At 60.1% G+C, this 13792-nt stretch carries 14 protein-coding genes and 1 pseudogene; 3 read left to right on the top strand and 12 right to left on the bottom strand.

Annotated elements, in window-relative coordinates; translation table 11 throughout:
- The first annotated feature begins 448 nt into the window (after positions 1-448).
- The gene (locus XH96_RS39035) at positions 449-880 is read left to right on the top strand and encodes a restriction endonuclease (RefSeq protein ID WP_246790145.1); all 432 of its coding nucleotides are present in this window, start codon (positions 449-451) and stop codon (positions 878-880) included.
- Positions 881-1315: 435 nt separating this feature from the next.
- Here XH96_RS39035 and XH96_RS04600 read toward each other — a convergent pair whose 3' ends face one another.
- From XH96_RS04600 to XH96_RS04590, 3 genes are all read right to left on the bottom strand, one after another.
- Positions 1316-2794 (bottom strand): IS66 family transposase, encoded by a 1479-nt coding sequence (locus XH96_RS04600; protein ID WP_194394035.1) that lies wholly within the window; start codon positions 2792-2794, stop codon positions 1316-1318.
- A 122-nt stretch (positions 2795-2916) separates the two neighbouring features.
- Complete coding sequence (tnpB, locus tag XH96_RS04595; RefSeq protein ID WP_194391253.1) at positions 2917-3273, bottom strand: IS66 family insertion sequence element accessory protein TnpB; 357 nt, start codon at positions 3271-3273, stop codon at positions 2917-2919.
- Positions 3270-3722 (bottom strand): transposase, encoded by a 453-nt coding sequence (locus tag XH96_RS04590; RefSeq protein ID WP_109146010.1) that lies wholly within the window; start codon positions 3720-3722, stop codon positions 3270-3272. Before XH96_RS04590 ends, tnpB begins: the two co-directional genes overlap by 4 nt.
- Before the next feature lie 284 nt (positions 3723-4006).
- On the opposite strand from XH96_RS04590, the gene XH96_RS39755 reads away from it, so the two are divergent.
- The gene (locus tag XH96_RS39755; protein ID WP_194391252.1) at positions 4007-4360 is read left to right on the top strand and encodes a helix-turn-helix domain-containing protein; all 354 of its coding nucleotides are present in this window, start codon (positions 4007-4009) and stop codon (positions 4358-4360) included.
- Between the two features lie 393 nt (positions 4361-4753).
- On the opposite strand, the gene XH96_RS04580 is transcribed toward XH96_RS39755, so the two are convergent.
- From XH96_RS04580 to XH96_RS04565, 5 genes and pseudogenes are all read right to left on the bottom strand, one after another.
- A complete protein-coding gene (locus XH96_RS04580; protein WP_194391251.1) occupies positions 4754-5677 on the bottom strand; it encodes an intradiol ring-cleavage dioxygenase in 924 nt (307 codons plus the stop codon).
- Between the two features lie 51 nt (positions 5678-5728).
- Positions 5729-5861: pseudogene (locus tag XH96_RS39750) on the bottom strand (maleylacetate reductase); the annotation flags it as partial.
- A 190-nt stretch (positions 5862-6051) separates the two neighbouring features.
- Entirely contained in the window at positions 6052-7632 is a 1581-nt protein-coding gene (locus XH96_RS04575) for a 4-hydroxyphenylacetate 3-hydroxylase family protein (protein ID WP_194391250.1), read from the bottom strand.
- A gap of 12 nt (positions 7633-7644) precedes the next feature.
- Complete coding sequence (locus tag XH96_RS04570) at positions 7645-8049, bottom strand: ester cyclase (protein ID WP_194391249.1); 405 nt, start codon at positions 8047-8049, stop codon at positions 7645-7647.
- Complete coding sequence (locus XH96_RS04565; RefSeq protein WP_194391248.1) at positions 8046-8624, bottom strand: flavin reductase family protein; 579 nt, start codon at positions 8622-8624, stop codon at positions 8046-8048. The genes XH96_RS04570 and XH96_RS04565 overlap by 4 nt, the downstream gene beginning before the upstream one ends.
- Before the next feature lie 354 nt (positions 8625-8978).
- On the opposite strand from XH96_RS04565, the gene XH96_RS04560 reads away from it, so the two are divergent.
- Positions 8979-9893, top strand: coding sequence for a LysR family transcriptional regulator (locus XH96_RS04560; RefSeq protein ID WP_210337856.1), 915 nt, complete (start codon positions 8979-8981; stop codon positions 9891-9893).
- 189 nt (positions 9894-10082) lie between these two features.
- Here XH96_RS04560 and XH96_RS04555 read toward each other — a convergent pair whose 3' ends face one another.
- The 4 genes from XH96_RS04555 to XH96_RS04540 are packed head-to-tail and all read right to left on the bottom strand — an operon-like array spanning position 10083 to position 13772.
- On the bottom strand, positions 10083-11108 hold the full coding sequence (locus XH96_RS04555) for a mechanosensitive ion channel family protein (RefSeq protein ID WP_194391247.1): 1026 nt from the start codon (positions 11106-11108) through the stop codon (positions 10083-10085).
- The gene (locus XH96_RS04550) at positions 11102-11494 is read right to left on the bottom strand and encodes a response regulator (RefSeq protein WP_194391246.1); all 393 of its coding nucleotides are present in this window, start codon (positions 11492-11494) and stop codon (positions 11102-11104) included. The genes XH96_RS04555 and XH96_RS04550 overlap by 7 nt, the downstream gene beginning before the upstream one ends.
- Positions 11495-11496: 2 nt before the next feature.
- Positions 11497-13074 (bottom strand): sensor histidine kinase, encoded by a 1578-nt coding sequence (locus tag XH96_RS04545; RefSeq protein ID WP_246789956.1) that lies wholly within the window; start codon positions 13072-13074, stop codon positions 11497-11499.
- Entirely contained in the window at positions 13023-13772 is a 750-nt protein-coding gene (locus tag XH96_RS04540; protein WP_194391245.1) for an SDR family NAD(P)-dependent oxidoreductase, read from the bottom strand. The genes XH96_RS04545 and XH96_RS04540 overlap by 52 nt, the downstream gene beginning before the upstream one ends.
- Positions 13773-13792: the final 20 nt, after the last annotated feature.

Raw genomic sequence — 13792 nt, 5'->3', positions numbered from 1 at the left:
GAATTTGCGGAGGCCTTGTCTACACCCAGGAAAACGGACCAAGAAGCTTTCGAGACGATGACGCAGAGGGAATTGTGCATTGGCCATTTGGAGATATCTGACGTCCGCGCGTGAGCCTGAGTATGTGTGGAATGACGATTGTCCATTCTGCAAATCTGCACTCAACCGCATTCATCATGAGGTGCTGGACACTCGCAAGACGCGTCTGTCACTCTCGAATCATACAACCAAAGTGGCGAGACTTTGGATTTGCCGTCTTTGTGGTTGGTGGAAAGCTACCGAGCACCAAGAAAGTGAGACAACGCGGCCTTGGATCACGAATCATTCCACTCGCGGCGCCTGCGCAAGCCTTTGTGACTTTGCTCTCACAGACGTGGAACAACCCGTTCAAGAAGTGCAAAGATTTCTCACTGCCAATTACGAATTGCGTCACATTGTTCACCCTCGGATGTTCGAGGAGACTGTCGCCAGTGTGTTCAGATCTTTAGGTTACGAGGCGACAGTGACCGCATACAGCGGCGACGATGGAGTAGATGTCATACTCCAAAAGGGCAAAGAGAGAATTGGCGTTCAAGTCAAGCGGCACCGGAACTCGATATCGGTTGAGCAGATAAGATCTTTGGCCGGTGCAATGATCGTCAATGACGTCACAAAAGGCATATTCGTTACAACGTCGAAATTCGAACGTGGATCAGCCCGAACTATAGACCGCCTCAGGGTGCGTGGCTACCCGATTGAATTGATCGATGCGCCACGCTTCTTTGACATGCTCAAGCTAACCCAAATCGATGCGCCAGAGAGTTTCGAACAGGTCGATATACAGCGCTGCCTTTCCAGTATGAAAACCATCGACGAGCATCAAAGAAACTTGCTTTTTTGAGACACAGCGACTGACAAGTGTCGCAGCGACACACTTCCAACTCGGCGACCATTTCTGCGAAGGCATATCTTCGTATCGTACATGCTCCTGACGGAGGGCTCTTTCGCGAGCGCCAACCGGTGACGAGCTCCGTTTGCTGGTATTTCTGTTGGCATCCGCAGCAATCGGCGGCTAAAACCTTCGTAACTTCAACTGGTTAACTTACTAGGCGACTGTCGGCCAGGGGCACCATGGAAAAAATCATAATAATAACAATAACTTAAGTAGCTGGTTCGATTCCGGATTTGTCCGGAAAGCTTTCGCGACGCATTGAAAATACAAGCAAAAGCCCACTGCAGCCGTCCGATTTGCTGGCATTTTTGCTGGTATCGCCAAGCCAAACGCGCCGCGACGAATTCGCTATTCCGAACGACGGAATCAAGGTAAGCGTCGTTCTCAGGCCACGGCTTTGAGGGCTTGAGCTCGGTAGGCCCAGGGCAGTAGCTGATCGATGTCGCGGTTTGGATGCCCGTTGACGATCCTGGTCAGGACGTCGGCAAGATAGGCGAGCGGATCGACGTCGTTGATCTTGCAAGTCTCGACCAAGGTAGCGACGACGGCCCAATGTTCGGCGCCACCGTCGGATCCGGCGAACAGCGCATTCTTGCGGCTGAGCTTGATGCCACGGATTGATCGTTCGACGGTATTGTTGTCGAGTTCGATGCGCCCGTCGTCGATGAAGCGCGTCAGCCCTTGCCAGCGCGAGAGAGCGTAGCGAATGGCCTCGGCGAGCTTGCCCTTTTGGCTGATGAGAGCGAGCTTGGCGCGCAACCAGGTCTCAAAGGCCTGGGCCAGTGGTCGGCTCTTCTGCTGCCGCACGAGGCGACGTTCCTCGGCGCTGCGGCCGCGGATTTCCTTCTCGATCGCATAGAATGCGGCGATGTGCTTTAGCGCCTCGCTTGCGATCGGTGCGGGGCCGGGTGTCGCGAGTTCATAGAAGTTGCGCCGCATGTGCACCCAGCAAAAGGCGAGCTCGACCTCGCCACGTTCGGCAAGCTTTGGATAGGCGTTGTAGCCATCGACCTGCAGGACGCCCTTGAAGCCGGCAAGATGGCTGAACAGCCGCTCGGCCTTGCGGTCGGGTGCATAAACATAGGCGATGCCGGGCGGATCTAGGCCACCCCAAGGCCTGTCGTCGGCGGCATAGGCCCAGAGCTGGCCAGTCTTGGTGTGCCCTCGACCGGGATCGAGCACCGGCACTGTCGTCTCGTCGGCGAACAGTTTGCACCTCGCTCGAAGCACCGTGAGGAGGCGCTCATGCAGCGGACGCAAATGGAAGGCGGCATGCCCAACCCAGTCCGCCAGTGTCGAGCGGTCGAGTTGGATGCCCTGGCGGGCATAGATCTGGGCCTGCCGGTAGAGCGGCAGATGATCGGCGTATTTGGACACCAGAACCTGAGCGACGGTTGCCTCCGTCGGCAGTCCGCCCTCGATCAGCCGGGCCGGAGCCTCGGCCTGCAGGACGCCATCTTCGCAGGCGCGGCAGGCGTATTTGGGACGTCGGGTGACGACAACGTGGAACTGCGCCGGCACCATGTCCAGCCGCTCGCTCTTGTCTTCACCGATCCGGTGCAGCTCGCCCTGGCAGCAGGGGCAGGTCTTATCGTCGATATCGACGACGACCTCGATCCGCGGCAGATGCGCCGGCAGTGCGCCGCGATTGTTGCGGCGCTTGCGTGCGCGCTCCGCCCGGCCTTCCGGGGCGGTCTCGTCCTGACAGGCCTCGGTAGAGGCCGCGACCTGCTCGACGTCCTCGAGGCCCAGCAGCATCTGTTCCTCAGGAAGCGACTCTGCCTTCCGGCCAAAGCGATGACGCTGCAATTCCTTGATGATCTGGCGCAGCCGCTCGCTCTCGTGCCGCTCGGCCAGCAGCATCGCCTTCAGCGTCTGAAGATCATCAGGAAGGTTATCGCTCACAGGCAAATCAGAGCATATTCGCGCCCGCCTGACGACGTGCTCGATACCTCTGATTCACTTCGCCGCAGCGCGGCCCACAATTATCCGGCTTGCGTCGGGACGACCGTCTCCCGTGCCGCGTGGACACGCCGCCAATCCAGCCCTTCGAGCAGCGCCGACAATTCCGCCGCCGACAAACGCATCACGCCATCCTCGATCTTCGGCCAGTGGAAGAGGCCTTCCTCGAGCCGCTTGGCGAACAGGCACAAACCCGTACCATCCCAGAAGATCAGCTTGATCCGGTCCGCCCGCTTGGCACGGAACACATAAACAGCTCCCGAGAACGGATCGGCTTTCATGTGCTCCCGTACCAGCATCGCAAGCCCCTCCATTCCTTTGCGGAAGTCGACCGGCTTGGTTGCCACCATCACCCGGACAGTTCCGGACGGGCCGATCACCGACCTGCCTTCAGCGCATGGACGATGGCCGCAATCATCACCACGTCCGCGCCTCGGCCGACCCGGATCGTAACGCCTTCGGCTTCGATCTCGATGTCCCCAGCGTCGCAACGGCGAGCCCGGACATTCGGCTTGGCTTTGCGTCGCGCTGTCTTGCGCTCATGGCCAACAGCCACCGCCGGCACTGTGGCGTCTACCACCGCCGGTACAAACGGCGGATCGTCAGCCATCGGCGCCGGCGACCGGCGCGCCTGCCGGCGCCAGGTGAAGACTTGCTGCGGGCTCAGCCCGTGTCGACGGGCAATCTCGGAAACGACCGCCCCTGGTGCCAGCGTCTCCTCGACGATCCGGGTCTTGTCGTCCTTGGAGAACCAACGACGGCGTCCCGTCTCCGTGATCACCTCCAGCCGACGCGCCGTCACGTCCGACTTAAGCGTATGGTCAAGCATAGACACAAGCCGATCCCTTCAAAGAGATCGTGAAGCTCGCCTATCCCATCTTCCGCGAGAAGGTGGGAGCGGAACGACGCTTACGAATCAAGCAGATGGCTGCAAGAATGATCGCGCGGGTGCCAACCCAAAGCAGATCTGACTATAGTGGAGACTTTCGCCGGCGGAGCGCCGGCGCGGACGGCGAAGACGCTGTTGAGACATGAACCGACCACGCGTCGTACGCGACGCTGGTTGACGAGCACGGGCACGCGGACTCTCTGATCGCACGCGCTCAGAAACGGATGGAGGCGACGCTCGCGAGCGGGTTCAATCTCAGGGAGCTTGCGTCCAACCTCGCCGTCAGCGAGCGAACGCTGAACCGGCGCTTCAAGCAGACCATAGGCTTGGCGCCGCTCGAATACCTTCGGAATCTCCAAATCGAAATCGCGAACCGTCTTTTGGATCGAGACCGATCGCGCTCGAAGAAGTCAGCTGCCGCGTCGGATATTCGATTGATGACTGCGAGCACGAACCGGAGTTGCGGTGCGTGGGCGCTCCCATCCGCAACAGCACCGGTCGCCGTCGCGGCGATCAGTGTGAGTGAGTCGACTCGCGCGTCACGCCGAAACGGGTGCCCGGGCTCGCATGGGCCGTGATGACCCATGCCGAACTTCTATCGATCCGACTCGGGTATCAGCCTGACTTGCAATGCTGGATCATCGCCGCTGTTGCGGGGCGCACCCCCATCCAAAAGCGTCGGCAGACCACGGCAAGCACAGCCCACGATGAACGGTCTGTTTGATGGGTTTGCGGAGGCATGCAGGTCGCCACCCGGCTTAGCTTCCGCGCCTTCCCGACACCGGTGGAAAGAACACATCTTGCCATGTAGCCGGCGGTGCCTTCAGCAGCCCCTCCGTCGTCGACCATCCTTGCCGCGGCGTGGACACCTTATGTAATGATCGCAATCGAGCTGTTCGGACCGTCGCGCTGCATCGAGCGGCCAACGCTCTGCGGCTGCTCGACGGTCGACATAGCTGCGACGAAAGCGCTCAGGTCTGTGCGACGGGAATTCGCGAGATCTTCGTTGACTCCACAGAGTGCGAGCTTTCCCCAGCCCTCTTCAGACCGAAATTGTAGTTCAGGTAGTAATACTTTCTGTTGGTGGCCCGACCGTCCGCATCTTCGCCCGGATTACGAAGCACGAATTCCCGGACCAGATCGTCCTTCACGCCGAAGACGACATCGGAATCGAGGTACTGGTCGCCTGCGACGAAGATGTGTGTCACCAACTGCTCGAAGCCCGGGGCGGAAATCATGAAATGTACGTGTGCCGGCCGCCAAGGATGCCGGCCCTGTGCCTTCAGCATTTCGCCGACCGGGCCGTCGTGCGGTATCGGATAGGCTGCGGGCTTGATCGACCAAAAACTAAATCGACCGCTGGCGTCGGTGCGAAAGCGGGCCCTCATCGCCAGCCCTCCGATCTCGCTGAGTTGCTGCACGTCGTAATTGCCATCCTCGTCGGAATGCCAAACGTCGACCCACGCGCCAGAAAGGGGGAGACCGTCGACGGTCGAGACCGAGCCCGTGACGAAAAGCGGATCGCCTTCAATGCCGTTGGAGATGTCCTTCCCCAATTCTATCTCCGGAGCGTCCTGCACGAAGAACGGACCGAGCACCGTGCTTTCGGTGGCGCCGTGCATTGAAGAATGATTGATCGCGTCGATGAGCATCGAGACGCCCAGCGTGTCCGAGAGCAGAATGAACTCCTGGCGTTTGTCGTCGCACATGTGACCGGTCCGCGTAAGAAAGTCGATGCCGTATTCCCATTCCTTTTGGGTGGGACGCACCTCGCGTACGAAAGCATGGAGGTGTCGCACCAGGGCTTCGCTGATCTGTCGAACGCGGGCATCGGTCGCGCTCTGCAGCCGCTCGAGCACCGCATCGGTGATCGTATTTTCGTTGAAATTGCGCATTGTCACTCCGTGGGTCGCGTTCGTTTTGTTCGGCGGAAGAGAGCATGTCTCCTAAGACATGGCGGGCGGCTCGCCTGCCCAGGCACGCGCGAATAGATCTCGGATTGCGTCGCGCTCAGGAGGACGGGGATTCCAATTGGCGTCGAATCGCAAGGCCCGCCGCACGATCGATACCGTCAACAGGCGGTCGATCCGCGGGTTGCTCGGCTTTGGGCATCGCGGAGGACGCCACGGCGCCTTGTAGTTCATAGAGATCGAGTAGAGTCAAAGTCCGAAGTGTCCGGATCTGATCGATGGCAGGAAATCACTGCCGGCTCTTGATGGAAGAGAGCCCTCGACGCTCGGGCTTTCGCCCGAGCGCTTCAGGATGTTGTCTACTCGGCAGCCGTCGACATATAACCGTCGCGCTGGTCCTGCGCCTTGGCGTATTCGGGTTGGAAGCGGACATTGGCGTAGTGCGAATTCTTCTGCGCCTCTGCGGCCCGCTTGCCGAGTTCCGCCGTATCGCCGAAGCCGACAACCTGGCGAGCCAACTCGGTCAACGGACCGTCCACCTGGTACTCCGTACGCTGCATCGTGAGCAGATTGATGAGGTAGAGCGGCGTTCCGTTGAACTTCTCGAACATCTCGTGCCTGTTGCCCCATTCGGTCAGGAACCGTTCGCTGATCTGACGGAAGATCTTGATGCGGTCGTACGCGCTGATCTCAGCACCGCGCAAGGCCTCGGAAAGCTTCGGACCGATGTAGGGGTCCTCCAGCTCTTTTCTCGACGGTTGGATCACGACGCCGCGGCCGCAGAAATCGATGAGCATGTTGACCATCTTGTTCTGGTTTTCAAGATAGTAGGCACGGCCGAAGTCGATGTAGATATTGTTCGGCTTGAAAAGACCGCCCGGCGTCGCGAAGCCGGTTTCTTCGGCGGCGATCATGAATGCACGGCAGGTCTCGCGGAAGCGGATGAGTTCGGCGAGCTGGGCCTGGACGAGCGGATTGGTGCTGGTACCCAGAGATTGCGTTAGGAGCAGCGCGAGACCAACCATCAGTTCGGCATGGACGCAATGCCGGATCTGGGTCTCGAGATGCACCCAGTCGAACTGCCGCTGCGGATACCACTTGGCATGGTCCGGATTGCCGACGTGTTGGACGCGGTCCCAGGGAATCAGGACGTCGTCGAAGTACACCATCGCATCCAATTCGTCTCCGATCGTGGCCAACGGACGATCATACGGATCCGCATCCGGCTGAGCGTTTGATTTACGGGCGACGACCGAGATGCCCTTCGTGGCGATCGGTACCAGCGCGTAAACGGTCTGCTCCGGCGTCTGACCGGGGCGCCAGAGGTTTCCGATGAGGAGGTGGTTGACGAACGGAACGGAGGTGCCGATCGCTTTCCAGCCTCGCACCAGAATGCCGTCATCGCGCTCTTCGATGATCTTGAGCATCGGCGTCTCGGCCATCGCATTGTCGCGGCCGCGGTCGAACTGCACGTCGAGGAACATCGGCGAGATGGCCAGATCCTGCGAAGTCACTTCTTCCCACTGCCGTTGGATGTTGCCCGAGAGATCGCGCTTCTTTCCGGAGAAGCGGGAGTTTTCCGACCAGGGCTTCTGATCGTCCACCTGGGTGAACATCACGACGTTCATGCCGGCAGGCGGCCGGGTGAAGATACCGCCCTTGAAATGGCGGCAGAGGAAGTCGCAGTATTGCCGGCGCTTGACGACGTCCTCTTTGTTGCGCGGCAGGAACCAATGCATCGACTGGCGCTTGCCGTCTTTGTCGATGAAGGTCGCAATTTCCTGGTTCTTCGGATCGAGGTGGAGATCGTAATATCCGGCGATGGCATGGGCATAGCCCTTGGTCGCAGGGTGAGTCGTGACGTCCTCGATCAGTTCGCCTCCGACATAGACTTTCCGGCCGTCGCGGAGCGACTCCAGGTATTCCTTCCCGCTTCTCATTTCTATTCTCCGTTAGACGTGGTTGAGTTGACGTTGAAAAGTATCTGCATCCCAGTAATCCTCGCTCCGGTGGATGAGGCCGTCGCGGATTACCAACAAATGCACGCCGCGAAGCGAAATCGCCTGTTCGCGCGGCGCGATCGGTCCCATTTGGCTCTTGAGCGTCGCCTTCAGGAGGTAGCTCATCATGGCGACGCCGTTCGCACCGACGGCACGCCGGTCCGGCGCCCAGGAAGCATCAGGAAACCAGCCGAAGAAGCGCCCCAGGCCTGAAGCTATTTCCTTCGGACCTTGTTTGACCTTGCGTTGCGCAATCTCTTCGTGACTGGCGTCGAACGCGTAAAGAGCCGCGACCGCTGCGGCATCGCGAGCGTTGTGGGCTTCGTAGAATCGTTCGACGACCTTCTCGATACTCATGCCGACGCCCCTGCGGATGCGAGGTCCAACGCGACCGTCTTCAAGTAACGGCCCTGCCCGTACAGTAGCGGACGAAGCGACGTAGGCGCCAAGATCGTCCGGATCGCACCGATCACGACGACATGGGTCCCTATCCGTCGGATTTCGGAGGCGTCGCAATCGAACGTTGCGATCGCCTCACGCAGCACGGGCGTAAAAGATGGGACGGGAAGCTCGTCCGCGGGCACGACATCGCCTTCGAGGTACTTCGAAGCGCCGGGCTGTGCGCAACGTTGAGAGAGCCCGGCTTGAGCTTCGCTGAGCAGATTGAGCGAGAACTTTCGGTCTCTCTCAATGTCCGCGGCTGTGGCCGTCTTCGCGTTGATGCAGACCAGAAGAGTCGGTGGCTCCATGCAGACGGGCGTGTACGCGCTCACCGTCATTCCCCATGGCCGTTCTTCCCGAAGCGTGCCTACAACGGCGACGCCTCCCACCACCCGACGCATCACCGTGCGGAAGGCCTCGGGTCGCGGACCGGAAGCGAGATCCCAAAGCGCAGCGTGCGTACTGACGCCCATCTCCAAACGATGTCTCATCGTATAGCCTCCCATCGCAGCCTCGCGCTATTCCCTACCCCGCTCGGAGGAAAGTGCGCGATATGTTGTGTCGCGAGGCTATTCGGGAGAACTACAAAGGGTCCAATCGATATTTGTGATTTCAAATATCTATGCGAATGCTGCGTTCTGCACGCGCTAGAACCATGGCGGCCTGCCAACGCGGCGCCGCGCCCCGACTATAGATGCAGTGGATGTCTAACATCGATCGTATGGATATTGTGACCGATCCCCCCGGCCGCGGGCTCCCGAAACCATCAAATCAGGTTGATTTTGTTCGATCGAAACGTGCACACTCTTGTATTGTGCCACTTGCCGCTCAGCGGGAGCAGGGCTTTGAACCTTCGCAGCGTCGACCTCAATCTCCTAGTCGTGCTCGATGCACTGCTGACGGAACGAAACGTCAGTCGCGCCGGCGAGCGCATTGGCCTTACGCAATCTGCGATGAGCGCGGCTCTGTCGCGTCTCCGCGAGCTGTTCGACGATCCGCTTCTGGTTCGCTTCGGTCGAGGGCTGGAGCTGACGCGAAACGCCGAAGAGCTCATCGTTCCGGTGCGGGAGACGCTGGACCGCATCGAGCAGACGCTTTCGAAGAAGGCGCATTTCGATCCGGCCGAAAATGCGCGTAGCTTTTCGATAAGTGCTTCGGACTACGCCGTCCTGGTATTGTTAACGCCGCTGGTACGTGCGCTCGCCACCGAAGCGCCCAATGTGACCGTTCATCTCCTGCCGCGCGCCCGCGACCCGGGGCGCATGTTGCAGACTGGCCAGGCCGACCTCGTGATCGAACCCAGCGAACTGTTTGGCGACGCCGGATTCCCGTCGATGCCTCTACTCAGCGACCGCTGGTTATGTGCTGCCGACGTCCAACATCCGCACATCGCGAAGAATTGCTTGACCCACGAACAATTCCTGGAACTGCCGCATCTCGTCTATGGCATCGGAATAGACCGGCAGCTAAACTTGGCCGACCAACGCCTTTCCGAGATGGGTATCCAGCGGCGCATTCAAGTCACGGTCGAGAGCTTCCTGCTGGTGCCGTTTCTCATCGAAGGTACACCGCTCATCAGTCTCGTATTGGAGCGCGAGGTCCGGGCGCTGCATTCTTGCCCGAAGCTCAAACTATTCGAGCCCCCCATTGCTTTGCCCGACATTCACGAAGCCATGTATTGGCATCCTCGACATACCAACGACCCCGCACACGCATGGCTGCGCAATCGACTACGCGATGTAGCCGCCGACCTCGTTTAGGGTGATCGACATCGGCAACGGGAGGACGGCAACCTCAATCTCCATGTCCACGCGTTGGCTACTAGGGCGCTGTCGCACGGATCGTGGGGGCTTGGCGCGAGAAACCGCGCAGCGTCACGCTGTCCGATCTCGTGCAAATTCCTTCAAAGGAGGCATGCGGCGCTCTGGAAGGATACGTTCGCGTGGGTCTTATCCGGCTCGGGATGAACGCGCCTCGATTGCCGTGGCAGAATGTTCGCCACTGATCGGGGCCGGACCGAAGACAAGGCTTTCGGCCGGCGCGGCCAACGAAAGACCGTTTGCCTTGCATTGGGTGTAAAGGAGGTCGATGACTTCGTTGCGGGCCGCCGTCCAGCCGGCGGGACTGTCCACACGGAACAGCAACCCGACTTCAATCGCGGCTGCGTCGATCGAACTCAGGGCGACAATCGGCGACGGGTCCTGGACGATCCGCGTGCTGGCTTCCAGTACGGACCGCATGACTTGCTCGACGAAATTTGGCGTCGTGGTGGCAATGCGTACGGTCAACGTGATCTGGTGCGTCTCGTCGGGGCGGCTGAGATTGGTGACGCCCTGTCTTGCCAAGATGCTGTTCGGCAGAACGACGACATTGTACCCCCCGGTAAGCAGATTGGTGGAGCGCCAGTTAGTCTCAACGACGCGACCTTCCGTACCGTCCTTCAGCTGGATCCAGTCGCCTATGGCATAGGTCCTCCCCAGCGTCAGCGCGATTCCTGAGAAGACATCACCAAGGGTATTTTGCAGCGCGAGGCCAAGAATGATCGCGACAACACCTGACGTCGCGACCAGAGTGCCGACCGGCACACCAAATACAAAGCCAACGATCGACAGCGCCACACCGAGATAGATGACACCGACGGCCATGTCCTGGATCAGATGCGCTTCCCGTGGCCGGCGATTGAGCAACATATAGATGTGGACCAGGCCAATAACGGTCCACGCGAGATGGGTCCACCACAGGATCCTGGCCGATATGGAGAGCAACGCGTCGAAACCCCGCAAGTGAGCGCCATCGACGAGGTGGGGAGAGATGCCGCCCAGATAGAGCACGAGACTCATGCCGACAAAGAACAGAATCTGGGCGATCAATCGGCCTGTCGGACGACCGCTCCCCTGAACATGCCAAACGATGATACCGGCAATTCCGAGAATGTTGGTCAGAACAAGCGGCATCATGTGATCTTCGTTTAACATACGTGCTGTTCCAGTCTCGCCTCGATCGCCTGGCGGACCTGGTCGAAGTCGATCGGCTTGGTCAACAGGGCCTGCGCGCCCCGCTCAAGTGCCGTCTTGCGCGTTTCGGCGTCGCCGTACGCCGTGATCATGATCACCGGAACGTCGGGCCGCCGAGCGCGAAGCTCCGGCAGCATCTCCAAGCCATTCATCCCGGGCATGTTGACGTCGGAGAGGATGAGGATCAACGTTTGCTCGCCCGTATCGGAAATGCGGTTCAGGGCCTGCGCTGCCGAGCCGGCAAAGTCCATCACAAAGCGCTGGGCGCGAAGCTCGCGTCGAAATTGCTGGCGGAACAGGACCTCCAAATCGGGTTCGTCATCCACCACAAGAACTGATACAGTCATAGTCAGCCCGCAATACTGTGAGAAAGACCGGTGTTGCGCGGCAGCAGGATAGTAAACTCGGTGAATTCGCCGGGCTCGGTCTCGACATTGATCCTGCCGCCATGTTGCTTCACGATGATGTCGTGGCTCATGGAAAGTCCGAGGCCTGTTCCCTCGCCTGGCGGCTTCGTCGTGAAGAACGGATTGAACATTTTCTCCTTCACGTCCGGTGGAATACCAACGCCATTGTCGCGGATGCGGATTTCAACGTAATCGCCGCGATCGAGCGTGACGGCGCAGAGCGCGGGCTCAAATCCGGGATCATCATCGTCACAACGCTTGGCGACGGCATAGAAACCATTGGAGATAACGTTTAGCAGCACCCGCGTGATCTCCTGCGGGAACACGTCGGCCATACCGGTGTCCGGATCGAACTCCCGCCTGAGGGTGACGTCGAACTGTGGTCTCTCAGTGCGCGCGCCATGATAGGCGAGATTGAGGCTCTCCTCGACCAGCGCATTGACGTCGGCAGGCCGATGCTCGCCGCCGCCACGACGCGAATGCAGGAGCATGTTCTTGACGATGGAGTCGGCGCGCTCACCATGCTGCACGATCTTCTGAAGATTGTCTGTTAGCAGCCCGCTCAGTTCATCGATTTCGCCGCGGATGTCGTCCGGGAGCATGACCGGAGCCAGAACCTCGTTCAACTCGCTGGTCAGTTCGACCGAGAGCGCGGCGAAATTGTTGACGAAGTTGAGCGGGTTCTTGATCTCGTGCGCAATGCCAGCTGTGAGTTGACCGAGCGAAATGAGCTTTTCGGTCTGCACCAGGCGGTCCTGGGCCGCGCGTAGATCGTCGAGGGATCCGGCGAGCTCCTTCGTGCGGGCCTCTACTTCTTCGAACAGCCGCGCGTTCTCGATCGCGATCACGGCCTGATCGGCGAACGTCTTGAGAAGGTTGATCTGGCTAGCGGTGAACGTTCCTGGTTCGGCGCGCGAAACGCCGATTGTGCCGATCGCCGCGCCTTTCCGGAGCATGGGCACGACCACGATGCTTCGATACCCCCTCGCGCGTGCCATGCTCTTGATCGCCGGATGGACATCCGGTTCGGTCTCGATATCGGAGCGAAATGCGATCGCCGACGTGAGTGCGACCCGGCTGTGGATCCCGGAGGACGTGAGCGGCGCGGGAAATGAGGTTCGGATCTCCTCATCGCCGGCCACGCTTCCCGCCGTGCAGGCCGCCAGATGAAGCATGTCGCCGACGACCCGTGTCACGAGCGCCGTTTGGCCGGCAAGCAACCGCCTCGCGCTTTCGGAGATGACGTCGAATACCGGCTGCACGTCAGTTGGTGAACTGGCGATGACATTGAGGATTCCTGCCGTAACGGTCTGCCGCTCCAGCGCGATAGCGAGTTCGCCCTGCAGGCGGGCATTCTCGGCTACTCCGCTCTGCAGTCGTTGTTCGAGCCCATCGCCCCTGTTCCTAAGGTCGGCATCCATTGTGCTGATCATCACTTCCGGACTTAGCGCCCACGGCCCGATGGGGACTAGGCCAACCCCAAGCCGCCATCGATGGCAACCACCTGGCCGGTCATCCATTCCGAGGTTGATCCGGCAAGCCTGACAATCCATTCTGCGACATCGTCCGGAACGCCGCGTCGTCCGAGCGGGATGCGCGCACGCTCCTGTTCCTTGACTGCGGCGGCCTGTTCCTGGGTCAGCCCCATCATGCCGGTGAGGGCGCCGGATTCTGTTGGCCCAGCGGCGACGGCGTTCACCCGTATGCCGAATGGGGCAAGCTCCAGCGCCCAACAACGGGTCAGGTGCTCCAGCGCCGCCTTGCTCGCTGCATAATGAGACAGTCCGGCCGCGGGCCGGTGGCCAAAGGTACTCGACACGTTGATGATAGTGCCGCGCCTCGCCTTCAGGTGCGGAAGGGCAGCCGAGGCAAGCAGGCTAGGACCGAGCACATTAACCGAGAAGATATCCATGATGCGATCGGCCGTGGTATCGGCCAATGGAAGGATTGCGCCGGCGCCGGCGTTGTTGACCAAGGCGTCTATTCTGCCCCAGAGATCCATCGCCTTGGCAATTGTGCGCCTGGCATCATCGGTCGAGGCCGCATCCGCAACGATACCCGCGATATTCGGATGCTCGGCGATCGTTTCGTCCAGAGGACCCGCCCGGCGGCCGGTCACGAGCACCTTGTCGCCCTGGTTGGCAAGGCGGGTCGCCGCCGCTCGCCCGATTCCTGAAGTGCCACCGGTCAGGACAATGACCTTTTCTTCGCTATGCATGTTGACCGCGCTCCTTTGCG

Source organism: Bradyrhizobium sp. CCBAU 51765 (assembly GCF_015291725.1).
GTDB classification, from domain to species: domain Bacteria; phylum Pseudomonadota; class Alphaproteobacteria; order Rhizobiales; family Xanthobacteraceae; genus Bradyrhizobium; species Bradyrhizobium liaoningense.
The sequence above is the reverse complement of the archived record's forward strand: the minus strand, read 5'-3'. Positions and strand labels throughout refer to the sequence as shown.

Bases quoted from the DNA above. Each gene is read 5' to 3' on its own strand.
- XH96_RS39035 (WP_246790145.1), top strand. From the start codon at position 449: ATGTTCGAGGAGACTGTCGCCAGTGTGTTCAGATCTTTAGGTTACGAG.
- XH96_RS04600 (WP_194394035.1), bottom strand. From the start codon at position 2,794: ATGCTGCTGGCCGAGCGGCACGAGAGCGAGCGGCTGCGCCAGATCATC.
- XH96_RS04590 (WP_109146010.1), bottom strand. From the start codon at position 3,722: ATGCTTGACCATACGCTTAAGTCGGACGTGACGGCGCGTCGGCTGGAG.
- XH96_RS39755 (WP_194391252.1), top strand. From the start codon at position 4,007: ATGGAGGCGACGCTCGCGAGCGGGTTCAATCTCAGGGAGCTTGCGTCC.
- XH96_RS04580 (WP_194391251.1), bottom strand. From the start codon at position 5,677: ATGCGCAATTTCAACGAAAATACGATCACCGATGCGGTGCTCGAGCGG.
- XH96_RS04575 (WP_194391250.1), bottom strand. From the start codon at position 7,632: ATGAGAAGCGGGAAGGAATACCTGGAGTCGCTCCGCGACGGCCGGAAA.
- XH96_RS04570 (WP_194391249.1), bottom strand. From the start codon at position 8,049: ATGAGTATCGAGAAGGTCGTCGAACGATTCTACGAAGCCCACAACGCT.
- XH96_RS04565 (WP_194391248.1), bottom strand. From the start codon at position 8,624: ATGAGACATCGTTTGGAGATGGGCGTCAGTACGCACGCTGCGCTTTGG.
- XH96_RS04555 (WP_194391247.1), bottom strand. From the start codon at position 11,108: ATGTTAAACGAAGATCACATGATGCCGCTTGTTCTGACCAACATTCTC.
- XH96_RS04550 (WP_194391246.1), bottom strand. From the start codon at position 11,494: ATGACTGTATCAGTTCTTGTGGTGGATGACGAACCCGATTTGGAGGTC.
- XH96_RS04545 (WP_246789956.1), bottom strand. From the start codon at position 13,074: ATGGATGACCGGCCAGGTGGTTGCCATCGATGGCGGCTTGGGGTTGGC.
- XH96_RS04540 (WP_194391245.1), bottom strand. From the start codon at position 13,772: ATGCATAGCGAAGAAAAGGTCATTGTCCTGACCGGTGGCACTTCAGGA.